We start from the raw sequence: 23,353 nt of genomic DNA, 5'->3' as shown, positions 1-23,353 counted from the left end.
GCCGTGGCGCCCCTTCGGGTGCCACGGCCGTAACAGGCGGACGACTACTTGCCGTCGTCCTCGCGCTTGAGTGCTTCCAGCGCCCGCTGCGTGACCTCGTCCACCGGACCCAGGGACGAGATCGTGACGACCAGGCCCTGCGTCTTGTAGTAGTCGATGATCGGCTCGGTCTGCGTGTGGTAGACCTCGAGCCGCTTGCGGACGGTCTCCTCGGAGTCGTCGTCGCGCTGGTAGAGCTCCCCGCCGCAGACGTCGCAGACGCCGTCCTTCTTCGCGGGGCTGTACGTCACGTGGAACACGTGCGCCGAGTCGTTGCGGCAGATGCGCCGGCCGGCGATCCGCTTGACGACCTCCTCCTCGGGGACCTCGAGGTCGAGCACGGCGTCCAGCTTGATGCCCTCGGTCTTGAGCAGCTCGTCGAGCGCCTCGGCCTGCGAGACGTTGCGCGGGAAACCGTCGAGCAGGAAGCCGTTCTCCGCGTCCGGCTGCTCCATGCGGTCCTTGGCCATCGCGATGGTGACCTCGTCGGGGACGAGGTTGCCGGCGTCCATGTAGGACTTCGCGAGCTTCCCGAGCTCCGTCTGCCGGCTGATGTTCGCTCGGAACAGATCGCCCGTGGAGATGTGCGGGATCGAGAGCTTCCCTGCAAGGCGCGTGGCCTGGGTGCCCTTCCCAGCACCCGGCGGCCCGACGAGGACGATTCGCATCAGCGGAGGAACCCTTCGTAATTGCGCTGCTGGAGCTGGCTCTCGATCTGCTTCACCGTCTCAAGACCCACACCCACGATGATCAGGATGCTCGTCCCGCCGAAGGGGAAGTTACCGGATGCCCCGAACCCGACCAACGCCATCGTTGGTACGAGAGCGATCAGCCCCAAATACAGCGAACCCGGCCAGGTGATCCGGTTGAGTACGTAGCTGAGGTACTCAGCGGTCGGTCGGCCAGCCCGGATGCCCGGGATGAAGCCACCATACTTCTTCATGTTGTCGGCGACTTCTTCGGGGTTGAAGGAGATCGCCACATAGAAGAACGCGAAGAAAACGATCAGCAAGAAGTAGCTGACCAGGTAAATCGGGTGGTCGCCCTTGGTCAGGTTCTGCTCGACCCAGGTCTTCCAGCCCGCCTTGCTCCCGGAGAACTGAGCGACCAGAGCCGGGATGTAGAGCAGTGACGACGCGAAGATGACGGGAATCACACCCGCCTGGTTGACCTTCAGCGGGATGTAGGTCGACGTGCCGCCGTAGGAACGGCGGCCGATCATGCGCTTCGCGTACTGCACCGGAATGCGCCGCTGCGCCTGCTCGACGAAGACCACCAGACCGACCATGACCAGGCCGACGAGGATGACGGTGCCGAACTCGATCCAGCCGCCGGCCAGGGTGCCCTGCTTCTTGATGGCCCACAGCGCGGACGGGAAGGTGGCGGCGATCGAGATGAACATCAGGATCGACATGCCGTTGCCGATACCGCGGTCGGTGATCAGCTCGCCGAGCCACATGACGACGGCCGTACCGGCGGTCATGCAGACGACCATGGTGATGGTGGTGAAGATCGCCTGGTCCGGGACGATGCTGGAAGCGACCGTGCAGCCGGAGAAGAGGGCGCCGCTGCGGGCGGTGGCCACCAGGCCGGTGCCCTGCAGGATGGCGAGCGCCACCGTGAGGTATCGGGTGTACTGCGTGATCTTCGCCGTACCGGCCGAGCCCTCCTTCTTGAGGGCTTCCAGACGCGGGATCACCACGGTCAGCAGCTGGAGAATGATGCTCGCCGTGATGTACGGCATGATGCCGAGCGCGAAGACCGTGATCTGCAGCAGCGCGCCGCCGCTGAACATGTTGACCAGACCGAACAGGCCCTGGTTGCCGGACGCCTGATCGACACAGCTCTGGACGGCCTGGTAGTTGACGCCGGGGATCGGGATGTGGGTACCGACCCGGTACACCACGATGATGCCGAGCGTGAAGAGCAGCTTCTTGCGCAGGTCGGGCGTCCTGAACGCCCGGGCGAACGCGGTGAGCACGGTGCCTCCTGCGACCCCCGCGCAACTGCGTCAAGGGTGACGGTCTTGAGGTTCGACGGATACAAAGAAGAACAGTGCTGGCTACCTTACCGGCGGCACAGCTTCCCGTGGAACGACCAACCGGGGATACCCCTTGGTGGGATATCCCCGGTCGGGATCGTTCAGGTCATCGAGTGGTCGCCTGAGTGACTCAGACGAGCTCGGTGACGGTACCGCCGGCGGCGGTGATCTTCTCCTTGGCGGAGCCGGAGACGGCGTCGACCGTCACCTGCAGCGCCACGGAGATCTCGCCCTGGCCGAGGACCTTGACGAGCGCGTTCTTGCGAACGGCGCCCTTGGCCACCAGACCCTCGACGGTGACCTCGCCACCCTCGGGGTAGAGCGCGGCCAGCTTGTCGAGGTTCACGACCTGGTACTCGGTCTTGAACGGGTTCTTGAAGCCCTTCAGCTTCGGGAGACGCATGTGGAGGGGCATCTGCCCACCCTCGAAGCGCTCCGGAACCTGGTAGCGGGCCTTCGTGCCCTTGGTACCACGACCGGCCGTCTTACCCTTCGACGCCTCACCACGACCGACACGGGTCTTGGCGGTCTTGGCGCCCGGGGCGGGACGGAGGTTGTGGATCTTGAGCGGGTTGTTCTCCGCCATGATCAGTCGACCTCCTCGACCGTCACGAGGTGGCGGACGGTGTGCACCATGCCGCGGAACTCGGGGCGGTCCTCCTTGACGACCACGTCACCCAGGCGCTTGAGGCCCAGGGAACGCAGGGTGTCACGGTGGTTCTGCTTGCTGCCGATGTACGACTTCGTCTGCGTGATCTTGAGCTGCGCCATGATTACGCACCCGCTCCCGCACGCGCACGCAGCAGAGCCGCGGGGGCAACGTCCTCGAGCGGCAGGCCACGGCGGGCCGCGACCTCCTCGGGACGCTGCAGGCCCTTCAGGGCCGCCACGGTCGCGTGCACGATGTTGATCGCGTTGTCGGAGCCGAGCGACTTCGACAGGATGTCGTGGATGCCGGCGCACTCGAGCACGGCGCGCACCGGACCACCGGCGATAACACCGGTACCGGGGGACGCGGGCTTGAGCAGCACGACGCCGGCAGCCTTCTCACCCTGGATCGGGTGCGGGATGGTGCCCTGGATACGCGGGACCTTGAAGAAGTGCTTCTTGGCCTCCTCAACGCCCTTGGCGATGGCGGCCGGCACCTCCTTGGCCTTGCCGTAACCGACACCCACGGTGCCGTCACCGTCGCCCACCACGACCAGCGCGGTGAAGCTGAAGCGACGACCACCCTTCACAACCTTGGCGACGCGGTTGATCGCGACGACGCGCTCAACGTACGCGGTCTTCTCGGCGGCAGCAGCGCCGCCGTCACGGCCCTTCCGGTCCCGCCGCTCGCCGCCACCGGCACCGCTTCCGCGGCGCTGGGGTCCAGCCATTGGATTACCTCTCTCTTTCCGCTAGCTACAAGCGGCTCAGAACTTGAGCCCGGCCTCGCGGGCGGCGTCCGCCAGGGCGGCGATGCGCCCGGCGTACTGGTTGCCACCACGGTCGAACACGACGGCCTCGACACCGGCGGCCTTGGCACGCTCGGCGACCAGGGCGCCGACCTGCTTGGCCTGCGCGGACTTGTCGCCCTCGCCACCGCGGATCGACGTGTCCAGCGTGGACGCCGAAGCCAGGGTGTGGCCCTTCAGGTCGTCGATCACCTGCGCCACGATGTGGCGGTTGGAGCGGGTCACGACCAGACGGGGACGCTCCGCCGTACCGGAAAGGTTCTTGCGGATCCGGATGTGACGGCGCTTGATCGCGGCGCGCTTGTAGGCGTCGCCCTTGAGGATCTTCTGCCCGTATGCCATGGCTTACTTACCCGCCTTTCCGACCTTGCGGCGGATGACTTCGCCCTCGTACTTGACGCCCTTGGCCTTGTACGGGTCGGGCTTGCGCAGCTTGCGGATGTTGGCCGCAACCTCGCCGACCTTCTGCTTGTCGATGCCCTCGACCGAGAACCGGGTGGGGGCCTCCACCTTGAAGGTGATGCCCTCGGGGGCCTCGACGGTGATCGGGTGGCTGTAGCCGAGAGCGAACTCGAGGTTCGAACCCTTGGCCGTCACGCGGTAACCGACACCGCTGATCTCGAGCTTCTTCACGTAACCCTGGGTCACGCCGGTGATCATGTTCGCCACCAGCGTGCGGGACAGGCCGTGCAGGGCCTTGTTCTGACGCTCGTCGTTGGGGCGGGTGACGTTCAGGACGCCGTCCTCACCCTTGGCGATGTCGATCGGCGCCACGACGGTGTGGGTCAGCGTGCCCTTGGGGCCCTTGACCGAGACCGTACGGCCGTCGATGGTGACGTCCACGCCGGCGGGAACCGTGATGGGGAGCTTGCCAATACGCGACATAGCTGTTTCCTCCGTTCCCTTCCGCTACCAGACGTAGGCGAGGACTTCCCCACCCACGCCCTTCTTGCCGGCCTGCTTGTCGGTGAGGAGCCCGTGCGACGTGGAGATGATCGCCACGCCGAGGCCGCCGAGCACCTTCGGCAGGTTGGTGGACTTCGCGTACACCCGGAGACCGGGCTTGGAGATCCGCTTGATGCCCGCGATGGAGCGCTCACGGTTCGGGCCGAACTTCAGCTCGAGGACGAGGTTCTTGCCGACCTCGGCGTCCTCGACACGCCAGCCCGTGATGAAGCCCTCCTGCTGGAGGATCTCCGCGATGTGCGACTTGATCTTCGATGCCGGCATCGTCACGGAGTCGTGGTATGCCGAGTTCGCGTTCCGCAGACGCGTAAGCATGTCTGCGATCGGATCAGTCATGGTCATGAATTGGCCTTCGGCCTCTCTCGCCGGGGTTTCCTGATGCGCCATCCCTCTCCCCGATCCGAGACGGGACGGGTGCGGCGCGGTGGACCTACGGCGTAGTAAGTCGTACGGGCGACCGTCAGGCGCCCAACCCTCCAAGCCTAAGCCATGGAAGGGAGGGCGCCTGACACGCCCATTGCTTACCGAGAGCCCTTGGAATCCCTAAAAGGGGGATTACCAGGAGCTCTTGGTCACGCCCGGCAGCTCGCCACGGTGAGCCATCTCACGAAGGCACACGCGGCACAGGCCGAACTTGCGGTACACGGAGTGGGGACGGCCGCAGCGCTGGCAGCGCGTGTAGCCACGCACGCCGAACTTGGGCTTGCGAGCAGCCTTCGCGATCAGAGCCTTCTTCGCCATCTCGCTCACGCCTCCTTGAAGGGGAAGCCGAGGTGACGAAGGAGCGCACGGCCCTCAGCGTCGTTGGTCGCCGTGGTCACCACGGTGATGTCCATACCCCGGACGCGGTCGATCTTGTCCTGGTCGATCTCGTGGAACATGACCTGCTCCGTGAGACCGAAGGTGTAGTTGCCACGGCCGTCGAACTGCTTGGGGGACAGACCACGGAAGTCGCGGATGCGCGGGAGCGCGAGCGACAGGGTGCGGTCCAGGAACTCCCACATGCGGTCGCCACGGAGCGTGACGTGGGCACCGATCGGCTGGCCCTCACGCAGCTTGAACTGCGCGATGGACTTGCGGGCCTTGGTGACGGCCGGCTTCTGACCGGTGATGGTGGTCAGGTCGCGGATCGCGCCCTCGATCAGCTTCGAGTCACGGGCGGCGTCGCCGACACCCATGTTGACCACGATCTTGACGAGGCCGGGGATCTGCATGACGTTCTCGTACTTGAACTCGTCACGCAGCTTGCCCGCGATCTCCTCGCGGTACTTCGTCTTGAGACGCGGAGTGGTGGTGGTAGCCATCAGATGTCCTCACCCGTCCGCTTGGCAACGCGGATCTTGTTGCCCTCGTCGTCGAAGCGGTAACCGACGCGCGTGACGACCTTGTTGCCGTCCTTCTCCACGACCAGCTGAACGTTGGACACGTGGATCGGGGCCTCGGTGGTCACGATGCCGCCGGCCTGCGAACCGCTGGCGGTCGGGCCGGCCTTGGTGTGCTTCTTGACCCGGTTGACACCCTCGACCAGGACGCGCTCGTCGCGCGGGTAAGCGGCAATGACCTTGCCCTGCTTGCCCTTGTCCTTGCCGGTGATGACCTGGACCAGGTCGCCCTTCTTGATCTTCATGCTTACAGCACCTCCGGCGCGAGCGAGATGATCTTCATGAACTTCTTCTCGCGCAGCTCCCGGCCGACCGGGCCGAAGATGCGGGTGCCACGAGGGTCGCCGTCGTTCTTCAGAATGACGGCGGCGTTCTCGTCGAAGCGGATGTACGAGCCGTCCGGACGGCGGCGCTCCTTGACGGTGCGAACGATGACCGCCTTGACGACGTCACCCTTCTTCACGTTGCCACCGGGGATCGCGTCCTTGACGGTGGCGACGATGACGTCACCGATGCCCGCGTAGCGGCGACCGGAGCCACCGAGCACACGGATGCAAAGGATCTCCTTCGCACCAGTGTTGTCGGCGACACGAAGTCGCGACTCCTGCTGGATCACGTCTATCTCCTGTTTGTCTGCCGGTTCCCCGGGGGCCGTTCGGCGAACGGCCCCCGGAGCCTGGCGGAACTGTCCTGCGAGGGATGCCCCGCAGGAGAATTACTTGGCCTTCTCGAGGATCTCCACGACGCGCCACCGCTTCGTGGCGGACAGCGGCCGGGTCTCCGCGAGGAGGACACGGTCGCCGACACCCGCGGCGTTCTGCTCGTCGTGCGCCTTGAGCTTGTTCGTACGGCGGATGACCTTGCCGTACAGCGCGTGCTTGACGCGGTCCTCGACGGCGACGACGACGGTCTTGTCCATCTTGTCGCTGACGACCAGACCCTCACGGGTCTTGCGGAAGCCGCGCGCGGCCTTCGTCTCTTCAGTCACGTTGCTCTCGCTCATCAGGCGCTCTCCACCGTCTCGATGCCCAGCTCGCGCTCACGCATCAGGGTGTAGATCCGCGCGATGTCCTTGCGGACGGCCTTGAGCCGACCGTGGTTCTCGAGCTGACCCGTCGCCGCCTGGAAGCGGAGGTTGAACAGCTCTTCCTTGGCCTCGCGGAGCTTCGCCAGAAGCTCCTCGTTGCCCAGCTCGCGCAGCTCGGACGCCTTGGTACCGGCCGACATCACGCTTCACCTGCCTCGCGCTTGACGATCCGGCACTTCATCGGCAGCTTGTGGGCCGCACGGGTCAGCGCCTCACGGGCGATCTTCTCGTTGGGGTACGACAGCTCGAACATCACGCGTCCGGGCTTGACGTTGGCGATCCACCACTCCGGCGAACCCTTACCGGAACCCATGCGGGTCTCGGCAGGCTTCTTGGTGAGGGGACGGTCCGGGTAGATGTTGATCCAGACCTTGCCACCACGCTTGATGTGACGCGTCATGGCGATACGAGCGGCCTCGATCTGACGGTTCGTCACGTACGCCGGGGTGAGCGCCTGGATGCCGTACTCGCCGAACGCAACCGTCGTGCCACCCTTGGCAGCGCCGCTGCGTCCCGGGTGGTGCTGCTTGCGGTGCTTGACCCTACGGGGGATCAGCATGTCGGTCAGGCCTCCGTTCCGGTGCTCTCAGCCGGAGCGGACGCGGGAGCCTCGGCCTTGGGGGCCTCGGCGCCGGCAGCCTGCTGCGGCTTGCGACCGCGCCGCTCGCCACCACGGCCACCACGGGCCGGGCGGTCGGCACCACCACGGGCCGGGCGGTTACCCGCACGGGCCGCAGCGTTCTCGGCGCGGACCTCGGCGATGTTCTTGACGTCGCCCTTGTAGATCCAGACCTTCACGCCGATGCGGCCGAAGGTCGTCTTGGCCTCGAAGAAGCCGTAGTCCACGTTCGCGCGGAGCGTGTGCAGGGGCACGCGGCCCTCGCGGTAGAACTCCGAGCGGGACATCTCGGCGCCACCGAGGCGGCCGCCGCACTGGATCTTGATGCCCTTGGCGCCGGCCTTCATCGCCGACTGCATGCTCTTACGCATGGCGCGGCGGAAGGAGACGCGGGAGGAGAGCTGCTCGGCAACGGCCTGAGCAACCAGCTGAGCGTCCGTCTCGGGGTTCTTGACCTCGAGGATGTTCAGCTGGACCTGCTTGCCCGTGAGCTTCTCGAGGTCACCGCGGATGCGGTCGGCCTCGGCGCCACGGCGGCCGATGACGATGCCCGGACGAGCGGTGTGGATGTCCACACGCACGCGGTCACGGGTACGCTCGATCTCCACCTTCGAGATACCGGCGCGCTCCATGCCGGACGTCATCATCCGACGGATGGCGACGTCTTCCTTGACGTAGTCCTTGTACAGCTTGTCGGCGTACCAACGCGACTTGAAGTCGGTCGTGACACCGAGCCGGAACCCGTGCGGGTTTACCTTCTGGCCCATTACCGGGTTCCTTCCTTGCTGCTGACGACCACGGTGATGTGGCTGGTCCGCTTGCGGATCCGGTAGGCACGGCCCTGGGCGCGCGGCCGGAACCGCTTCAGGGTCGGGCCCTCGTCGACGTACGCCTCGGAGATGAAGAGGCTGTCGGCGTCGGTGTGGTCGTAGTTGTGCGCGGCGTTGGCAATGGCGCTGTCCAGCACCTTGCCGACGGGCACGGAGGCTGCCTGCGGAGCGAATCGCAGAACAGCCTGAGCCTCCGTGGCGTCCATGCCACGGATAAGGTCCACCACGCGGCGGGCCTTCATGGGCGTAACGCGGATGTACCGCGCCTGGGCCCTGGCTTCCATGGTTGTCCCTCTCAGTTACTTACGTGTCTGAATGCGATCCGCTGCTAGCGGCGCTTCGACTTCCGGTCGTCCTTGACGTGACCCCGGAAGGTGCGCGTCGGCGAGAACTCGCCGAGCTTGTGGCCGACCATCGACTCGGTGACGAACACCGGGATGTGGGTCTTGCCGTTGTGCACCGCGATCGTGTGGCCGAGCATGGCCGGGACGATCATCGAGCGACGGGACCAGGTCTTGATGACGTTCTTGGTGCCGGCTTCGTTCTGGACTTCCACCTTCTTGATCAGGTGGTCGTCGACGAAGGGCCCCTTCTTGAGACTGCGCGGCATCTAAACCCGCTCCTAGCGCTTCTTGTTCGTCTTGCGGCGGCGGACGATGTACTTGTTCGACGCCTTCTTGGGCGAACGAGTACGACCTTCCTTCTGGCCCCAGGGGCTGACCGGGTGGCGACCACCGGAGGTCTTGCCCTCACCACCACCGTGGGGGTGGTCAACCGGGTTCATCGCCACACCGCGAACGGTCGGGCGGACGCCCAGCCAGCGCTTGCGGCCGGCCTTGCCCCAGTTGATGTTGCTCTGCTCGGCGTTGCCGACCTCGCCGACCGTGGCGCGGCAGCGCTGGTCGACCAGGCGGATCTCACCGGACGGCATGCGGAGGTGGGCCATCGAGCCCTCCTTCGCGAGCAGCTGCACGGAGGCACCGGCGGAGCGGGCGAACTTGGCGCCGCCGCCCGGACGAAGCTCCACGGAGTGGATCGTCGTACCGACCGGGATGTTGCGCAGCGCCAGGTTGTTGCCGGGCTTGATGTCGGCGCCGGGACCGTTCTCGATCCGGTCGCCCTGGTTCAGGCCCCGCGGCGCCAGGATGTAGCGCTTCTCGCCGTCCGCGTAGTGGAGCAGCGCGATGCGCGCGGTGCGGTTGGGGTCGTACTCGATGTGCGCGACCTTCGCCGGCACGCCGTCCTTGTCGTGACGACGGAAGTCGATCACGCGGTAGGCGCGCTTGTGGCCACCGCCCTGGTGGCGGACGGTCACACGACCGGAATTGTTACGGCCGCCCTTGCTGTGCAGGGGACGGACCAGCGACTTCTCCGGCGTGGACCGCGTGACCTCGACGAAGTCGGCGACGCTGGAACCACGACGGCCCGGCGTAGTCGGCTTGTACTTGCGGATTCCCATTTCTCAGTCCTCGTCCGATATCGGACGATCCGACCCGCTTACGCGGTCGGACCGCCGAAGATGTCGATACGGTCGCCCTCGGCGAGGGTCACGATCGCGCGCTTGGTGGCGGCACGCTGGCCGAAGCCCGTGCGGGTCCGCTTGCGCTTGCCCTGGCGGTTGATCGTGTTGACCCCGGTGACCTTGACCGAGAAGACCGCCTGGACGGCCTGCTTGATCTGGGTCTTGTTGGCACTCGGGTCGACGATGAACGTGTACTTGTTCTCGTCGAGAAGCGCGTAGCTCTTCTCGGAGACGACCGGCTTGAGCAGCACGTCACGGGGGTCCGTGTACGACTTGCTCAGCGGGGTCTCGACGGTGTTCTTGCCCTCGGCCTCGTGGCGGCGCGCCTTGGCGACGCGCGCGGCCTTGGCGGCCTTGGCGGCCTTCGAGGCAATGCTCGGGTGACGCGTAGCCATCAGGCCTCGCTCCCTTCGGTGTCAGCGGCCTTGGGGCCAGACACGAAGGACTCGAAAGCGGCCTGGGTGAAGACCACGTCGTCCGAGACGAGAACGTCGTACGTGTTCAGCTGGCCCGGCTCCAGGATGTGGACCTGGGGCAGGTTGCGGGCGGACAGCCACGCGGCCTCGTCGGCGCGGTCGACGACCAGGAGCAGGTTCTTGCGCTCCGAGATCTTGCCGAACAGCGTCTTGGCGGCCTTGGTGGAGGGGGTCTCGCCCGCGATCACGCCGGAGACGACGTGGATGCGGTTGTGGCGGGCCCGGTCGGTGAGGGCGTGACGCAGCGCGGCGGCCTTCATCTTCTTGGGCGTCCGCTGCGAGTAGTCGCGCGGCACGGGACCGTGCACGACGCCACCACCGGCGAACTGCGGGGCGCGGGTCGAACCCTGACGGGCGCGGCCGGTGCCCTTCTGGCGGTACGGCTTCTTGCCACCACCACGGACCTCGCCACGGGTCTTGACCTTGTGCGTGCCCTGACGGGCGGCGGCCAGCTGCGCGACGACGACCTGGTGGATCAGCGGGATGCTGACCTTCTCGACGTCGAAGATCTCCGCGGGGAGCTCGACGGAACCGGCCTTCTCGCCCGCCGGCGAAAGGATGTCAACAGTGCTCATCGGTTACCTCAGGCCCCCTTGGCCGCGGTGCGGACCAGGACGAGGCCGCCGTTCGGACCGGGAACCGCGCCCTTGATGAGCAGCAGACCCTTCTCCGCGTCAACGGCGTGGACGGTCAGGTTCTGGGTGGTGACCCGCTCGTTGCCCATGCGACCCGCCATGCGGAGGCCCTTGAACACACGGCCCGGGGTGGCGCAGCCACCGATGGAACCGGGAGAGCGGTGCTTGCGCTGGGTGCCGTGACCGGCGCCGAGGCCCTTGAAGTTGTGACGCTTCATGACACCGGCGAAGCCCTTGCCCTTGCTCTTGCCGGTGACGTCGACCTTGACGCCCGCCTCGAAGACCTCGGCGGTGACTTCCTGGCCGAGCGTGTACTCGGAGGCGTCAGCCGTACGGATCTCGACGAGGTGGCGACGGGGGGTGACGTCGGCCTTCGCGAAGTGACCCTTGAGGGGCTTGTTCACCTTGCGCGGGTCGATCTCGCCGAAGGCGATCTGGACCGACTCGTAGCCGTCGACGTCGTTGGTACGCACCTGGGTGACGACGTTGGGGCCGGCCTTGACGACGGTGACCGGAACAACACGGTTGTTCTCGTCCCACACCTGCGTCATGCCGAGCTTCTCGCCCAGGATGCCCTTGATCTGCTTAGCCATTCTCAGATCACCGGCCCTCAGAGCTTGATCTCGATGTCGACACCGGCCGGAAGGTCGAGTCGCATCAGAGAGTCAACGGTCTTGGGCGTCGGGTCGAGGATGTCGATCAGGCGCTTGTGGGTACGCATCTCGAAGTGCTCGCGCGAGTCCTTGTACTTGTGCGGCGACTTGATGACGCAGTACACGTTCTTCTCAGTGGGCAGCGGCACCGGGCCCGCGACCGACGCACCAGTACGGGTCACCGTCTCGACGATCTTCTTCGCCGAGGAGTCGATGACCTCGTGGTCGTAGGCCTTGAGCCGGATGCGGATCTTCTGTCCCGCCATGGCTACTCAGTAGTCCTGTCTCTCGTAACGCTCTGGAACCCGGTGGTCCGTGGGTCTCTGTCTCCGACCCACGCGGTCGGGCGTGTCGCGCTCTCGCTGACACAGATGTCCCTTGTTCGAACATCCCTACTGGGAGAGCGCGGCCCTTTCGGAACCGCAGGCCGGGGACGAAGGGTCCACCGGGTGCCTGGCCGGTGCCGCACCGACACTTCCCGGAAGATTCCCGTACGTCCGCCCCAGCGCTGCCTTACGGCAGTTAGGGCGACGAGTACTGTGGGACTCGCTTCCGGTCCTCCCGGCGGGAGGCGCGCAGCATCAACACTCGACCGAGCAACTCCGACAGTCTGCCATATGGGGCAGGGGCCTGGCCAATCGAGCCGGAGAGAATACCCCGAGGGTGACGGAGGTCAAACCCACACCCTCCCCGCAGCCCGGAGCGCGTTCATCCTTGTGAATGAGAATCAAGCACGCGTCTCTTGACGTGCCCATAGTAAGCGCAGTGAGACCCGTCATCGCGTGCGTCGGCCTGCCGACAGGCGCGCTCGTCGCCCTGTCCGGCGCCCGCACCACGCTGACCGCCTACCCGGGCGAGAAGCCGGTGCTCAACTTCTCGGCGCAGAGCGAGAGCGGCGCGGGGGCTCGTACGGCTCGCCGTACGGGCCCCTACGCCTCCGCGTTGCGCAGCCGGGCGAAGGACGTGTCCAGCCCCCGCTTCAGCAGCCGGGCCACCGGGCGCTCCACGAACCGGTGCACCAGCCAGCTCAGGACCAGGAACCCGGCGATCACCAGGGCGACCAGCAGCCGCGGGTCCGTGGTGTCGCGGAGCCGGCTGATCAGCGTCGTACCGGCGACGTAGTGGATCAGATACAGCGGATACGTCAGGCTGCCCGCGGTGACCAGCCACCTCCAGCGGATGCGGTCCGTCGCGCCGAGCGCGATCGCGACCATCAGGAGCAGGAACGCGGTGAACAGGGCCGTGCACCCCCGCCAGCCGGAGACATGCTCGAAGTCGTCGATCCTGATGCCCAGTTGGCGCTGGCCCATCAGCCAGGCCAGCGCGAGGATGCCCCACAGCAGCAGGTCCTGGCCGAAGCGGTGCATGAGGTACAGGGCGAGGCCGGCGATGAAGAACCAGGCGCCGTCCGGGTTGGCGGCCAGCGTCAGCAGCCGGAAGTCCGCGACCGGGGCCAGCATCGCCGCCGCGCCCCAGACGCAGCAGAAGACCACGACCTTGCGGTACGTCAGGCCGGTGGCGACCACGGCCAGGAAGAGCAGGTAGAAGCGCAGCTCCGACCAGAGCGTCCAGTACACGCCGTCGACGCTGTCCACGCCCGAACCGGACTGGAGCATCGTCAGGTTGAGCAGGATGTCGCGCACCTTCAGCCGGTCCCAGACGCCGGGAACGGCCACCACGAAGAGCGTGGTGAAGACGATGCCGAACCAGTACGCCGGGTAGAGCCGGATCACCCGGGAGACGAAGAACTGCCGCGGGGTGCGCCCCCAGCACGACATGCAGATGACGAAGCCGCTGATGACGAAGAAGATCTCGACGCCGATCCAGCCGTAGGTGGCGAGGCGGTACACCGTCGGCATGATCTCGGAGACCGGCCGGTCCCAGACCGCGTTGGCCGGCTGGTCCACCCGCCAACTGCCGGCGTAGTGGTGCACGGCGACCATCAGCGCGGCGACCAGCCGCAGCCCGTCGATGGCGTACAGCCGCGGTCGCTCACGGCGGAGCGGGGCGGGGGTCCGGAGGACCTGCACCCGGCGCAGCTGCTGCGTCGGCCGGTCGACCATGACGGACATCGACGATCATCCCCTGTCTGGCGGTTCGGGCCCCTTCACGCTAGGGCCTCACACGCCCCCCAAAGCGAGCAGACAGGAACATTCGGCACATGGTTGACGGCGAGTTGGCGCAACTCTCGACCACGCGTCCCGCGGAGTTCGCCGAGCCTTCACAGGACGACCGGGCCTTCACAGGACAGCCGAAAGGGCCCGTACGACCGAAGTCGTACGGGCCCTTCAGAGTCCTGCCTGGTCAGCCCTTGCGGGCCAAGATCACTTGTTGATCTTGGTGACCTGACCGGCGCCCACGGTCCGGCCACCCTCACGGATGGCGAACTTCAGGCCCTCCTCCATGGCGACGGGCTGGATGAGCTCCACCTTCATCTCGGTGTTGTCACCCGGCATGACCATCTCGGTGCCCTCGGGGAGGGTCACGACGCCGGTCACGTCCGTCGTACGGAAGTAGAACTGCGGGCGGTAGTTGTTGAAGAACGGCGTGTGGCGGCCACCCTCGTCCTTGGACAGGATGTAGGCCTGGGCCTCGAACTCGGTGTGCGGGGTGACCGAACCGGGCTTGATGATGACCTGGCCGCGCTCGACGTCCTCGCGCTTGATGCCGCGGAGCAGCAGACCGACGTTCTCACCGGCCTGGCCCTCGTCGAGCAGCTTGCGGAACATCTCGATGCCGGTGACCGTGGTGGTGGTCTTCTCGGTCTTGATACCGATGATGTCGACGGTCTCGTTGACCTTGAGGACACCACGCTCGATACGACCGGTGACGACGGTGCCACGACCGGTGATCGTGAAGACGTCCTCGATCGGCATCAGGAACGGCTTGTCGACGTCACGCTCGGGCTGCGGGATCGCCTCGTCGACGGCGGCCATCAGGTCCAGGACCGACTGGCCCCACTCCTTGTCGCCCTCGAGCGCCTTGAGCGCGGAGACCTTGACGACCGGAACGTCGTCGCCCGGGAACTCGTACTCGGAGAGCAGCTCACGGACCTCGAGCTCGACGAGCTCCAGGATCTCCTCGTCGTCCACCATGTCGGCCTTGTTCAGGGCGACGACGATGTACGGAACGCCGACCTGGCGGGCCAGGAGCACGTGCTCCTTGGTCTGCGGCATCGGGCCGTCGGTGGCGGCGACCACGAGGATGGCGCCGTCCATCTGGGCAGCACCGGTGATCATGTTCTTGATGTAGTCCGCGTGACCGGGGCAGTCGACGTGGGCGTAGTGACGCGTCTCCGTCTGGTACTCGACGTGCGCGATGGAGATGGTGATACCGCGCTGGCGCTCTTCGGGAGCCTTGTCGATCTGGTCGAACGCCGAGGCCTCGTTCAGGTCCGGGTACGCGTCGTGCAGCACCTTGGTAATGGCGGCCGTGAGGGTCGTCTTACCGTGGTCGATGTGACCGATGGTGCCGATGTTGACGTGCGGCTTAGTCCGCTCGAACTTCGCCTTCGCCACTGGGGTCCTCCTGTGGAGTGGTTCTGGTACGCCTTACTTCATCGGCGCCAGGTGATCTTTGCTGTTAGTGCCCGGGCCCCGGGGCATTCCCCCATGATTGGGGAGGAATGCCCCGGCAGGCTCCGGAGTCAAGCCTAAGGCGTGGAAACGCGGTGCGATAACGCGGTGCGTTACTCGCCCTTGGCCTTCGCGATGATCTCCTCGGCGACGTTCCGCGGAACCTCGGCGTAGGAGTCGAACTGCATGGAGTAGCTGGCCCGGCCGGACGTCTTGCTGCGCAGGTCGCCGACGTAACCGAACATCTCCGAGAGGGGCACGAGGCCCTTCACGACGCGGGCACCGGCCCGCTCCTCCATGGCCTGGATCTGGCCACGGCGGGAGTTGATGTCGCCGATGACCTCGCCCATGTAGTCCTCGGGCGTGGTGACCTCGACGGCCATCATCGGCTCGAGCAGCACGGGGCTGGCCTTGCGGGCGGCCTCCTTGAAGGCCTGCGAGCCGGCGATCTTGAAGGCGAGCTCGGAGGAGTCGACCTCGTGGTAGCCACCGTCGATCAGCGTGACGCGCACGCCGGTCATCTCGTAGCCCGCGAGGATGCCGAACTGCATGGCCTCCTGCGCACCGGCGTCCACCGAAGGGATGTACTCCTTCGGGATACGGCCACCGGTCACCTTGTTCACGAACTCGTACGAGGCGTCGCCGCCCTCGATGGGCTCGATCGCGATCTGCACCTTGGCGAACTGACCGGTACCACCGGTCTGCTTCTTGTGGGTGTAGTCCACGCGCTCGACGGCCTTGCGGATCGTCTCGCGGTACGCGACCTGCGGCTTGCCGACGTTGGCCTCGACCTTGAACTCACGGCGCATACGGTCGACCAGCACCTCGAGGTGCAGCTCGCCCATACCACCGATGATGGTCTGGCCGGTCTCCTCGTCCGAGTGGACCTGGAAGGACGGGTCCTCCTCGGCCAGGCGCTGGATCGCGACGCCCAGCTTCTCCTGGTCACCCTTCGACTTGGGCTCGATGGCGACCTGGATGACCGGCGCCGGGAAGTCCATGGACTCCAGGATCACCGGCTGCTTGTCGTCGCACAGCGTCTCGCCGGTCGTGGTCTGCTTCAGACCCATGACCGCGACGATGTCGCCGGCGCCTACCGACTCGATCTCCTCACGCTTGTTGGCGTGCATGCGGTAGATCTTGCCGATGCGCTCCTTCTTGCCCTTGACGGAGTTCAGCACCGAGGTGCCGGACTCCAGGCGGCCCGAGTACACCCGGACGAAGGTGAGCTTGCCGAGGTGCGGGTCGCTCATGATCTTGAACGCCAGCGCCGACAGGGGCTCCTCGTCGGACGGCTTGCGCTTGACGACCGTCTCCGGGTCCTTCACGTCGTGGCCCTCGATGGCCTCGACGTCCAGGGGGGAGGGGAGGTACCGCACGACCGCGTCGAGCAGGGGCTGGACGCCCTTGTTCTTGAACGCGGTGCCGCAGAACACCGGGGTGACCGTGGTGTCCTTGGACTTGCCGGACGCGATGGTGATGCGACGGATCGCGGCGTACAGCTGCTCCACGGTGGGCTCGGTGCCCTCCAGGTACAGCTCCATGATCTCTTCGTCGTTCTCGGCCACGGCCTCGAGCAGCTTGCCGCGGTACTCCTCGGCAGCCTCGACGTGCGTGTCCGGGATGTCGACGGTGTCGTACATCTCGCCCTTGGTGGCCTCGGCGGACCACACGAGGGCCTTCATCGTCACGAGGTCGACGACGCCCTTGAAGTCGGCCTCGGCACCGATCGGCAGCTGCATCACGATCGGCTGAGCGCCGAGGCGGTCAGAGATCATGTCGACACAGCGGTGGAACTCGGCACCGGTGCGGTCGAGCTTGTTGACGAAGCAGATACGCGGAACGCCGTAGCGGTCCGCCTGACGCCACACCGTCTCGGACTGCGGCTCGACACCGGCGACGCCGTCGAACACCGTCACGGCACCGTCGAGCACGCGCAGGGAGCGCTCCACCTCGACGGTGAAGTCGACGTGACCCGGGGTGTCGATGATGTTGATGGTGTGGTCGACGTCGTCCATCGGCCAGTGACAGGTGGTGGCAGCAGAGGTGATCGTGATGCCACGCTCCTGCTCCTGCTCCATCCAGTCCATGGTGGCGGCGCCGTCGTGGACCTCACCGATCTTGTAGGAAACGCCGGTGTAGAACAGGATCCGCTCGGTGGTGGTCGTCTTGCCCGCGTCGATGTGGGCCATGATCCCGATGTTGCGGACCTTGGCCAGGTCAAGTGAAGTGGTAGCCATAAGGCTTCAGTCTTCTCTCGGTCTCGATGTGGGTAGCGACTACCAGCGGTAGTGCGCGAAGGCCTTGTTGGACTCGGCCATCTTGTGCGTGTCCTCGCGCTTCTTCACAGCGGCGCCAAGGCCGTTGGAGGCGTCGAGAAGCTCGTTGAGCAGACGCTCGGTCATGGTCTTCTCGCGACGGGCGCGGGAGTAGCCGACGAGCCAGCGCAGCGCGAGCGTGTTGGCACGACCGGGCTTGACCTCGATCGGAACCTGGTACGTCGCACCACCGACACGGCGGGACTTGACCTCGAGGGTCGGCTTGATGTTCTCCAGCGCGCGCTTCAGCGTGATGATCGGGTCGTTGCCCGTCTTCTCACGCAGACCTTCCATGGCGCCGTAGACGATGCGCTCGGCGGTGGAGCGCTTGCCGTTCAGCAGCACCTTGTTGATGAGCGACGTCACCAGAGGAGAACCGTAGACCGGGTCGATGATGACCGGGCGCTTCGGGGCGGGGCCCTTACGAGGCATTTCTACTTCTCCTTCTTGGCGCCGTAGCGGGAACGGGCCTGCTTGCGGTTCTTGACACCCTGGGTGTCGAGGGAGCCACGGATGATCTTGTAGCGAACACCCGGCAGGTCCTTCACACGGCCGCCGCGCACGAGCACGATGGAGTGCTCCTGCAGGTTGTGTCCCTCACCCGGAATGTAAGCGGTGACCTCGATCCCGCTGGTCAGACGCACACGCGCGACCTTACGCAGGGCCGAGTTCGGCTTCTTCGGGGTGGTCGTGAACACACGCGTGCAGACGCCACGACGCTGAGGGGAACCCTCGAGTGCGGGCGTCTTGTTCTTCTCGACCTTGTCCTGCCGGCCCTTACGGACCAGCTGCTGGATCGTAGGCACTACTTCTCCGGTTTCTGTGTGCCGAATGGTGAAGCTAACCTGGAACGTCGCCGACCCACGCGGTCGGGTGTGTCGAATCCGGCGGACTCCCGCCGCGAGGCGAAAAGAGCACAGATTACGGTGGCCGCTCACGGCTCGCTATGCGGTTTGAAGGCACGCACGAGAGCCAGGGCACACCCCAGGCACAAGGTCTGAGCGTACCTACCTCAAACGCTACGGTCAAAACAAATGGGCCGCGCCCGCATCACCGTGCGTTCCGTGTCAAGACCATGCACGCCATGGATCTTCGATTCGCCCGCCCCCGGCCGTCACCCGGAGGCGAGCGCCACCGCGAGCAACAGCGTCAGCACCAGCGCCCAGCCGGCGGTCGACAACCAGCCCAGCACCAGTCCGGTCAGCACGAGGCCCTCGCCGGCCTCTCCGGTGCGCTCCATCTCGTTGCGTGCCGTGTGCCCCAGGATGACGGCAGGTATGCCCGTCAGTCCCATCGTCGGCAGGCACAGCAGGCCGCAGACGGCCGCTCCGATCGCCTTGGCGTTCGTCTGCCGCCGTACGACGGGCTGGAACGTCTGCGGGACGGCCATGGCGGCCCCGGGCTGCGGTACGGGCCCGGTGGGCAGGTCGGAGACCAGCACTGCCAGCTCCCCCACCGTACGGGCCGCGTAGGCGCGCGCGACCCGCTTCTCGAACTCGTGGTGCTCCAGCCGGCCCTCCCCGTACCCGGCCCTCAGCACGTCCACGGCCCGCTCACGGTCGGCGTGGGAGGCCAGCATGGACGGGGGGCTCTGGGCGTGCCACGGCTGCCACGGCGTCGGGTACGACACGGACACCTCCCCCAGAGGCGGCTGAATGCCTTCATCATGCTCCAACGCACCGTTTTCGGCATCGGTTCCCGCAGGGGTTCCTGGAGTACCCGCCGCGGGCTCCCCCGGGCTCCGGCGCCGACACGCCGAAGGGCGGCCACCCCGGAGGGTGACCGCCCTTCAGCTCATGCTGCTCGCTTACTGGTTGTACGGACCGTAGTCGTAGTCCTCCAGCGGGACGGCCTGGCCGGAGCCGGTGCCGAACGGCGAGTAGTCGATGTCGTCGTAGCCGACGGCCGAGTACATCGCGGCCTTGGCCTCCTCGGTCGGCTCGACCCGGATGTTGCGGTAGCGGGACAGGCCCGTACCGGCCGGGATGAGCTTACCGATGATGACGTTCTCCTTGAGGCCGATGAGCGAGTCGGACTTGGCGTTGATCGCCGCGTCCGTGAGGACTCGCGTCGTCTCCTGGAAGGACGCCGCCGACAGCCAGGACTCCGTGGCCAGCGAGGCCTTGGTGATACCCATGAGCTGCGGGCGACCGGAGGCCGGGTGACCGCCCTCCTGGACCACACGACGGTTCTCGGTCTCGAACTTCGAGCGCTCGACCAGCTCGCCGGGCAGCAGCTCGGCGTCGCCGGACTCGATGATCGTCACACGGCGGAGCATCTGCCGGATGATGATCTCGATGTGCTTGTCGTGGATCGACACACCCTGCGAGTTGTAGACCTTCTGGACCTCGCCGACCAGGTGGACCTGGACGGCACGCTGGCCCAGGATGCGCAGCACGTCGTGCGGGTTGGTGGCACCCACGGTGAGCTTCTGGCCCACCTCGACGTGCTCGCCCTCGCTGACCAGGAGCCGGGCGCGCTTCGAGATCGGGAACGCCGTCTCGTCGCTGCCGTCGTCCGGGGTGACGACGATCTTCTTGGTCTTCTCGGTCTCCTCGATCCGCACGCGGCCGTTGGCCTCGGAGATCGGGGCGACACCCTTCGGGGTACGGGCCTCGAAGAGCTCGACGACACGCGGCAGACCCTGGGTGATGTCGTCACCGGCCACACCACCGGTGTGGAAGGTACGCATCGTCAGCTGGGTACCGGGCTCACCGATGGACTGGGCGGCGATGATGCCGACCGCCTCACCGATGTCGACCAGCTTGCCGGTGGCCAGCGAGCGGCCGTAGCACATGGCGCAGGTGCCGACCTGGGACTCGCAGGTCAGGATCGAGCGGGTCTTGACCTCCTCGATGCCGTTGGCGACCAGCTGGTCGATGAGGACGTCGCCGAGGTCCACGCCCGCCGGGGCGAGCACCTTGCCGTCGACCACGATGTCCTCGGCGAGGCAGCGCGCGTACACGCTGGTCTCGACGTCGTCCGCCTTGCGCAGGACGCCGTCGGCGCCGCGGTCGGCGATCTTGAGGCGCAGACCGCGGTCGGTGCCGCAGTCCTCCTCGCGAATGATGACGTCCTGGGAGACGTCGACCAGACGACGGGTGAGGTAACCGGAGTCGGCGGTACGCAGGGCGGTGTCCGCCAGACCCTTACGGGCACCGTGCGTGGAGATGAAGTACTCCAGCACGGACAGGCCCTCACGGAACGACGCCTTGATCGGACGCGGGATCGTCTCGTTCTTCGCGTTCGACACCAGACCACGCATACCGGCGATCTGACGCATCTGCATCATGTTGCCTCGTGCGCCCGAGTTCACCATCATGAAGATCGGGTTGGTCTTCGGGAAGTTGTCGTTCATCGCCTCGGCGACCTCGTTGGTCGCCTTGGTCCAGATCGCGATGAGCTCCTGCGTGCGCTCGTCCTTGGTGATCAGACCGCGCTCGTACTGCTTCTGGACCTTCTCGTCCTGCGCCTCGTAGCCCTTGACGATCTCCTTCTTCGCCTCGGGAACGACGACGTCGGAGATGGCCACGGTGACGCCGGAACGGGTCGCCCAGAAGAAGCCGGCCGCCTTCAGGTTGTCGAGCGTCGCCGCCACGATGACCTTCGGGTAGCGCTCGGCGAGGTCGTTGACGATCTCGGAGAGCTGCTTCTTGCCGACCTCGTAGTCGACGAACGGGTAGTCCTCGGGCAGCAGCTCGTTGAAGAGCGCACGGCCCAGCGTGGTCTTCAGCCGGAAGCTGTCACCCTGCTGCCACTCGGGCTCGCCCTCCTCCTGCGCCGGAGGCGTCCAGCCGCGCGGCGGGATGGTGCCCACCGGGAAGCGGATGTCCACCTTCGACTGCAGCGAGAGCTCGCCGGCGTCGAACGCCATGATCGCCTCGGCCACGGAGGCGAAGGACCGGTCCTGGCCCTTCACGTTCCGCATCTCGCCGTCGGTGGTGAGGAAGAACAGACCGAGGACCATGTCCTGGGTCGGCATCGTCACCGGACGGCCGTCGGCCGGCTTGAGGATGTTGTTCGAGGACAGCATCAGGATGCGGGCCTCGGCCTGCGCCTCCGCGGACAGCGGCAGGTGCACGGCCATCTGGTCACCGTCGAAGTCCGCGTTGAACGCGGTGCACACGAGCGGGTGGATCTGGATGGCCTTGCCCTCGACCAGCTGCGGCTCGAAGGCCTGGATGCCGAGGCGGTGCAGGGTGGGAGCACGGTTGAGCAGCACCGGGTGCTCGGCGATGACCTCTTCGAGGACGTCGTACACGACGGTGCGGCCGCGCTCCACCATGCGCTTGGCGCTCTTGATGTTCTGCGCGTGGTTGAGGTCCACGAGCCGCTTCATCACGAACGGCTTGAAGAGCTCCAGCGCCATGGCCTTGGGCAGACCGCACTGGTGCAGCTTCAGCTGCGGGCCGACGACGATGACGGAACGCGCCGAGTAGTCGACTCGCTTGCCGAGCAGGTTCTGACGGAAGCGGCCCTGCTTGCCCTTGAGCATGTCGGACAGCGACTTCAGCGGACGGTTGCCGGGGCCCGTGACCGGGCGACCACGACGGCCGTTGTCGAAGAGCGCGTCGACGGCCTCCTGGAGCATGCGCTTCTCGTTGTTCACGATGATCTCGGGCGCGCCGAGGTCGAGAAGCCGCTTCAGGCGGTTGTTGCGGTTGATCACACGGCGGTACAGGTCGTTCAGGTCGGAGGTCGCGAAGCGGCCACCGTCCAGCTGCACCATCGGGCGAAGGTCCGGCGGGATGACCGGGACGCAGTCGAGGACCATGCCCTTGGGGCTGTTGGAGGTCTGCAGGAAGGCAGACACGACCTTCAGCCGCTTCAGGGCGCGGGTCTTCTTCTGGCCCTTGCCGGTGCGGATGATCTCGCGGAGCTTCTCGGCCTCCTCGTCGAGGTCGAAGGACTCCAGGCGCTTCTGCAGCGCCGCGGCACCCATCGAACCGTCGAAGTAGGTGCCGAAGCGGTCACGCAGCTCGCGGTAGAGCAGCTCGTCGCCCTCGAGGTCCTGGACCTTGAGGTTCTTGAACCGGGTCCACACCTCGTCGAGGCGGTCGATCTCGCGCTGCGCACGGTCGCGCAGCTGCTTCATCTCGCGCTCGGCACCCTCGCGCACCTTGCGGCGCACGTCGGCCTTGGCGCCCTCGGCCTCGAGCTCGGCCAGGTCGGACTCGAGCTTCTTGGCGCGGGCCTCCAGGTCGGCGTCCCGGCGGTTCTCGACCTGCTGGCGCTCCACGGAGACGTGCGCCTCCAGGGAGGGCAGGTCGCGGGTACGGCGCTCCTCGTCGACGTACGTGATCATGTACGCCGCGAAGTAGATGACCTTCTCGAGGTCCTTGGGCGCCAGGTCCAGCAGGTAGCCGAGGCGCGAGGGGACACCCTTGAAGTACCAGATGTGCGTGACGGGGGCGGCCAGTTCGATGTGGCCCATCCGCTCACGGCGCACCTTGGCGCGAGTCACCTCGACGCCGCAGCGCTCACAGATGATGCCCTTGAACCGGACACGCTTGTACTTGCCGCAGTAGCACTCCCAGTCCCGGGTCGGACCGAAGATCTTCTCGCAGAAGAGCCCGTCCTTTTCCGGCTTGAGGGTGCGGTAGTTGATGGTCTCGGGCTTCTTGACCTCGCCGTGGCTCCACTGACGGATGTCGTCAGCGGTGGCCAGACCGATCCGGAGCTCGTCGAAGAAGTTGACGTCGAGCACTATGCGTCAATCCCTCTCAGGGTTGTAAGTCTTGGGGTCTGAAACG

At 66.3% G+C, this 23,353-nt stretch carries 30 protein-coding genes; all 30 read right to left on the bottom strand.

What is annotated here, in order from left to right:
• Positions 1-44 precede the first annotated feature (44 nt).
• On the bottom strand, positions 45-707 hold the full coding sequence (locus ACFU97_RS07625) for an adenylate kinase (RefSeq protein WP_384252230.1): 663 nt from the start codon (positions 705-707) through the stop codon (positions 45-47).
• A complete protein-coding gene (gene secY, locus ACFU97_RS07620; RefSeq protein ID WP_384252228.1) occupies positions 707-2,020 on the bottom strand; it encodes a preprotein translocase subunit SecY in 1,314 nt (437 codons plus the stop codon). The genes ACFU97_RS07625 and secY overlap by 1 nt, the downstream gene beginning before the upstream one ends.
• Positions 2,021-2,210: 190 nt before the next feature.
• A complete protein-coding gene (rplO, locus tag ACFU97_RS07615; RefSeq protein ID WP_110629829.1) occupies positions 2,211-2,666 on the bottom strand; it encodes a 50S ribosomal protein L15 in 456 nt (151 codons plus the stop codon).
• A gap of 2 nt (positions 2,667-2,668) precedes the next feature.
• Positions 2,669-2,851, bottom strand: a complete 183-nt coding sequence (gene rpmD / locus ACFU97_RS07610) for a 50S ribosomal protein L30 (protein WP_009190145.1) — start codon at positions 2,849-2,851, stop codon at positions 2,669-2,671.
• Positions 2,852-2,853: 2 nt separating this feature from the next.
• Positions 2,854-3,459, bottom strand: a complete 606-nt coding sequence (rpsE, locus tag ACFU97_RS07605) for a 30S ribosomal protein S5 (RefSeq protein WP_108014598.1) — start codon at positions 3,457-3,459, stop codon at positions 2,854-2,856.
• A 36-nt stretch (positions 3,460-3,495) separates the two neighbouring features.
• Positions 3,496-3,879, bottom strand: a complete 384-nt coding sequence (rplR, locus tag ACFU97_RS07600; protein WP_071373345.1) for a 50S ribosomal protein L18 — start codon at positions 3,877-3,879, stop codon at positions 3,496-3,498.
• Between the two features lie 3 nt (positions 3,880-3,882).
• Positions 3,883-4,422 carry a 50S ribosomal protein L6 gene (rplF, locus tag ACFU97_RS07595; RefSeq protein WP_384252224.1) on the bottom strand — a complete coding sequence of 180 codons (540 nt, stop codon included), beginning with the start codon at positions 4,420-4,422 and terminating at the stop codon, positions 3,883-3,885.
• A 24-nt stretch (positions 4,423-4,446) separates the two neighbouring features.
• Complete coding sequence (rpsH, locus tag ACFU97_RS07590; protein WP_030046382.1) at positions 4,447-4,845, bottom strand: 30S ribosomal protein S8; 399 nt, start codon at positions 4,843-4,845, stop codon at positions 4,447-4,449.
• A 213-nt stretch (positions 4,846-5,058) separates the two neighbouring features.
• Entirely contained in the window at positions 5,059-5,244 is a 186-nt protein-coding gene (locus ACFU97_RS07585; protein ID WP_003948630.1) for a type Z 30S ribosomal protein S14, read from the bottom strand.
• A gap of 5 nt (positions 5,245-5,249) precedes the next feature.
• On the bottom strand, positions 5,250-5,807 hold the full coding sequence (gene rplE / locus ACFU97_RS07580) for a 50S ribosomal protein L5 (protein ID WP_007494758.1): 558 nt from the start codon (positions 5,805-5,807) through the stop codon (positions 5,250-5,252).
• On the bottom strand, positions 5,807-6,130 hold the full coding sequence (gene rplX / locus ACFU97_RS07575) for a 50S ribosomal protein L24 (protein WP_018543913.1): 324 nt from the start codon (positions 6,128-6,130) through the stop codon (positions 5,807-5,809). Before rplX ends, rplE begins: the two co-directional genes overlap by 1 nt.
• A gap of 2 nt (positions 6,131-6,132) precedes the next feature.
• Complete coding sequence (rplN, locus tag ACFU97_RS07570; protein WP_003998823.1) at positions 6,133-6,501, bottom strand: 50S ribosomal protein L14; 369 nt, start codon at positions 6,499-6,501, stop codon at positions 6,133-6,135.
• 99 nt (positions 6,502-6,600) lie between these two features.
• The gene (rpsQ, locus tag ACFU97_RS07565) at positions 6,601-6,888 is read right to left on the bottom strand and encodes a 30S ribosomal protein S17 (protein WP_016434628.1); all 288 of its coding nucleotides are present in this window, start codon (positions 6,886-6,888) and stop codon (positions 6,601-6,603) included.
• Positions 6,888-7,112: a 50S ribosomal protein L29 gene (gene rpmC / locus ACFU97_RS07560; protein ID WP_003974259.1), complete on the bottom strand. Its 225-nt coding sequence runs from the start codon at positions 7,110-7,112 to the stop codon at positions 6,888-6,890. The genes rpsQ and rpmC overlap by 1 nt, the downstream gene beginning before the upstream one ends.
• A complete protein-coding gene (rplP, locus tag ACFU97_RS07555; protein ID WP_007494765.1) occupies positions 7,112-7,531 on the bottom strand; it encodes a 50S ribosomal protein L16 in 420 nt (139 codons plus the stop codon). The genes rpmC and rplP overlap by 1 nt, the downstream gene beginning before the upstream one ends.
• Before the next feature lie 5 nt (positions 7,532-7,536).
• Complete coding sequence (gene rpsC / locus ACFU97_RS07550; protein ID WP_003998826.1) at positions 7,537-8,358, bottom strand: 30S ribosomal protein S3; 822 nt, start codon at positions 8,356-8,358, stop codon at positions 7,537-7,539.
• Positions 8,358-8,705 carry a 50S ribosomal protein L22 gene (gene rplV, locus ACFU97_RS07545; protein WP_003974262.1) on the bottom strand — a complete coding sequence of 116 codons (348 nt, stop codon included), beginning with the start codon at positions 8,703-8,705 and terminating at the stop codon, positions 8,358-8,360. Before rplV ends, rpsC begins: the two co-directional genes overlap by 1 nt.
• Before the next feature lie 44 nt (positions 8,706-8,749).
• Positions 8,750-9,031, bottom strand: a complete 282-nt coding sequence (gene rpsS, locus ACFU97_RS07540; RefSeq protein ID WP_016434625.1) for a 30S ribosomal protein S19 — start codon at positions 9,029-9,031, stop codon at positions 8,750-8,752.
• A 12-nt stretch (positions 9,032-9,043) separates the two neighbouring features.
• Entirely contained in the window at positions 9,044-9,880 is an 837-nt protein-coding gene (gene rplB / locus ACFU97_RS07535) for a 50S ribosomal protein L2 (RefSeq protein WP_016434624.1), read from the bottom strand.
• 38 nt (positions 9,881-9,918) lie between these two features.
• The gene (gene rplW, locus ACFU97_RS07530) at positions 9,919-10,338 is read right to left on the bottom strand and encodes a 50S ribosomal protein L23 (RefSeq protein ID WP_384252220.1); all 420 of its coding nucleotides are present in this window, start codon (positions 10,336-10,338) and stop codon (positions 9,919-9,921) included.
• Positions 10,338-10,994 carry a 50S ribosomal protein L4 gene (rplD, locus tag ACFU97_RS07525; RefSeq protein ID WP_384252218.1) on the bottom strand — a complete coding sequence of 219 codons (657 nt, stop codon included), beginning with the start codon at positions 10,992-10,994 and terminating at the stop codon, positions 10,338-10,340. Before rplD ends, rplW begins: the two co-directional genes overlap by 1 nt.
• Positions 10,995-11,002: 8 nt before the next feature.
• Entirely contained in the window at positions 11,003-11,647 is a 645-nt protein-coding gene (rplC, locus tag ACFU97_RS07520) for a 50S ribosomal protein L3 (RefSeq protein WP_062706771.1), read from the bottom strand.
• Positions 11,648-11,664: 17 nt separating this feature from the next.
• A complete protein-coding gene (gene rpsJ / locus ACFU97_RS07515) occupies positions 11,665-11,973 on the bottom strand; it encodes a 30S ribosomal protein S10 (RefSeq protein WP_003948644.1) in 309 nt (102 codons plus the stop codon).
• A 663-nt stretch (positions 11,974-12,636) separates the two neighbouring features.
• Entirely contained in the window at positions 12,637-13,779 is a 1,143-nt protein-coding gene (locus ACFU97_RS07510; RefSeq protein WP_384252216.1) for an acyltransferase family protein, read from the bottom strand.
• Between the two features lie 252 nt (positions 13,780-14,031).
• Positions 14,032-15,225, bottom strand: a complete 1,194-nt coding sequence (tuf, locus tag ACFU97_RS07505; RefSeq protein ID WP_030860906.1) for an elongation factor Tu — start codon at positions 15,223-15,225, stop codon at positions 14,032-14,034.
• Between the two features lie 170 nt (positions 15,226-15,395).
• Positions 15,396-17,522 (bottom strand): elongation factor G, encoded by a 2,127-nt coding sequence (gene fusA / locus ACFU97_RS07500; protein WP_384252213.1) that lies wholly within the window; start codon positions 17,520-17,522, stop codon positions 15,396-15,398.
• Positions 17,523-17,561: 39 nt separating this feature from the next.
• Positions 17,562-18,032, bottom strand: a complete 471-nt coding sequence (rpsG, locus tag ACFU97_RS07495; protein ID WP_003992340.1) for a 30S ribosomal protein S7 — start codon at positions 18,030-18,032, stop codon at positions 17,562-17,564.
• Between the two features lie 2 nt (positions 18,033-18,034).
• The gene (rpsL, locus tag ACFU97_RS07490; protein ID WP_003948652.1) at positions 18,035-18,406 is read right to left on the bottom strand and encodes a 30S ribosomal protein S12; all 372 of its coding nucleotides are present in this window, start codon (positions 18,404-18,406) and stop codon (positions 18,035-18,037) included.
• Between the two features lie 308 nt (positions 18,407-18,714).
• Positions 18,715-19,230 carry a DUF1707 and DUF4190 domain-containing protein gene (locus tag ACFU97_RS07485; protein ID WP_384252211.1) on the bottom strand — a complete coding sequence of 172 codons (516 nt, stop codon included), beginning with the start codon at positions 19,228-19,230 and terminating at the stop codon, positions 18,715-18,717.
• Between the two features lie 177 nt (positions 19,231-19,407).
• Positions 19,408-23,307 carry a DNA-directed RNA polymerase subunit beta' gene (locus ACFU97_RS07480; protein WP_384252208.1) on the bottom strand — a complete coding sequence of 1,300 codons (3,900 nt, stop codon included), beginning with the start codon at positions 23,305-23,307 and terminating at the stop codon, positions 19,408-19,410.
• Positions 23,308-23,353: the final 46 nt, after the last annotated feature.

This window comes from Streptomyces sp. NPDC057616, assembly GCF_042800575.1.
Taxonomy (GTDB): domain Bacteria; phylum Actinomycetota; class Actinomycetes; order Streptomycetales; family Streptomycetaceae; genus Streptomyces.
Note: the sequence above shows the minus strand (reverse complement) of the source record. Positions and strands in the feature narration are given on the sequence as shown.

What these genes read in the sequence shown, in the direction of transcription:
- rpsJ (WP_003948644.1), bottom strand. Translation starts at nt 11,973, where the DNA reads ATGGCGGGACAGAAGATCCGCATCCGGCTCAAGGCCTACGACCACGAG.
- rplC (WP_062706771.1), bottom strand. Translation starts at nt 11,647, where the DNA reads ATGGCTAAGCAGATCAAGGGCATCCTGGGCGAGAAGCTCGGCATGACG.
- rpsG (WP_003992340.1), bottom strand. Translation starts at nt 18,032, where the DNA reads ATGCCTCGTAAGGGCCCCGCCCCGAAGCGCCCGGTCATCATCGACCCG.
- fusA (WP_384252213.1), bottom strand. Translation starts at nt 17,522, where the DNA reads ATGGCTACCACTTCACTTGACCTGGCCAAGGTCCGCAACATCGGGATC.
- rplF (WP_384252224.1), bottom strand. Translation starts at nt 4,422, where the DNA reads ATGTCGCGTATTGGCAAGCTCCCCATCACGGTTCCCGCCGGCGTGGAC.
- rplW (WP_384252220.1), bottom strand. Translation starts at nt 10,338, where the DNA reads ATGGCTACGCGTCACCCGAGCATTGCCTCGAAGGCCGCCAAGGCCGCC.
- rpsE (WP_108014598.1), bottom strand. Translation starts at nt 3,459, where the DNA reads ATGGCTGGACCCCAGCGCCGCGGAAGCGGTGCCGGTGGCGGCGAGCGG.
- rplV (WP_003974262.1), bottom strand. Translation starts at nt 8,705, where the DNA reads ATGGAAGCCAGGGCCCAGGCGCGGTACATCCGCGTTACGCCCATGAAG.
- rplB (WP_016434624.1), bottom strand. Translation starts at nt 9,880, where the DNA reads ATGGGAATCCGCAAGTACAAGCCGACTACGCCGGGCCGTCGTGGTTCC.
- rpsC (WP_003998826.1), bottom strand. Translation starts at nt 8,358, where the DNA reads ATGGGCCAGAAGGTAAACCCGCACGGGTTCCGGCTCGGTGTCACGACC.
- rpmC (WP_003974259.1), bottom strand. Translation starts at nt 7,112, where the DNA reads ATGTCGGCCGGTACCAAGGCGTCCGAGCTGCGCGAGCTGGGCAACGAG.
- rpsH (WP_030046382.1), bottom strand. Translation starts at nt 4,845, where the DNA reads ATGACCATGACTGATCCGATCGCAGACATGCTTACGCGTCTGCGGAAC.
- ACFU97_RS07625 (WP_384252230.1), bottom strand. Translation starts at nt 707, where the DNA reads ATGCGAATCGTCCTCGTCGGGCCGCCGGGTGCTGGGAAGGGCACCCAG.
- ACFU97_RS07510 (WP_384252216.1), bottom strand. Translation starts at nt 13,779, where the DNA reads ATGTCCGTCATGGTCGACCGGCCGACGCAGCAGCTGCGCCGGGTGCAG.
- rplD (WP_384252218.1), bottom strand. Translation starts at nt 10,994, where the DNA reads ATGAGCACTGTTGACATCCTTTCGCCGGCGGGCGAGAAGGCCGGTTCC.
- rplP (WP_007494765.1), bottom strand. Translation starts at nt 7,531, where the DNA reads ATGCTGATCCCCCGTAGGGTCAAGCACCGCAAGCAGCACCACCCGGGA.
- rplX (WP_018543913.1), bottom strand. Translation starts at nt 6,130, where the DNA reads ATGAAGATCAAGAAGGGCGACCTGGTCCAGGTCATCACCGGCAAGGAC.
- rplE (WP_007494758.1), bottom strand. Translation starts at nt 5,807, where the DNA reads ATGGCTACCACCACCACTCCGCGTCTCAAGACGAAGTACCGCGAGGAG.
- rpmD (WP_009190145.1), bottom strand. Translation starts at nt 2,851, where the DNA reads ATGGCGCAGCTCAAGATCACGCAGACGAAGTCGTACATCGGCAGCAAG.
- rplO (WP_110629829.1), bottom strand. Translation starts at nt 2,666, where the DNA reads ATGGCGGAGAACAACCCGCTCAAGATCCACAACCTCCGTCCCGCCCCG.
- ACFU97_RS07585 (WP_003948630.1), bottom strand. Translation starts at nt 5,244, where the DNA reads ATGGCGAAGAAGGCTCTGATCGCGAAGGCTGCTCGCAAGCCCAAGTTC.
- rpsQ (WP_016434628.1), bottom strand. Translation starts at nt 6,888, where the DNA reads ATGAGCGAGAGCAACGTGACTGAAGAGACGAAGGCCGCGCGCGGCTTC.
- rpsS (WP_016434625.1), bottom strand. Translation starts at nt 9,031, where the DNA reads ATGCCGCGCAGTCTCAAGAAGGGGCCCTTCGTCGACGACCACCTGATC.
- rplR (WP_071373345.1), bottom strand. Translation starts at nt 3,879, where the DNA reads ATGGCATACGGGCAGAAGATCCTCAAGGGCGACGCCTACAAGCGCGCC.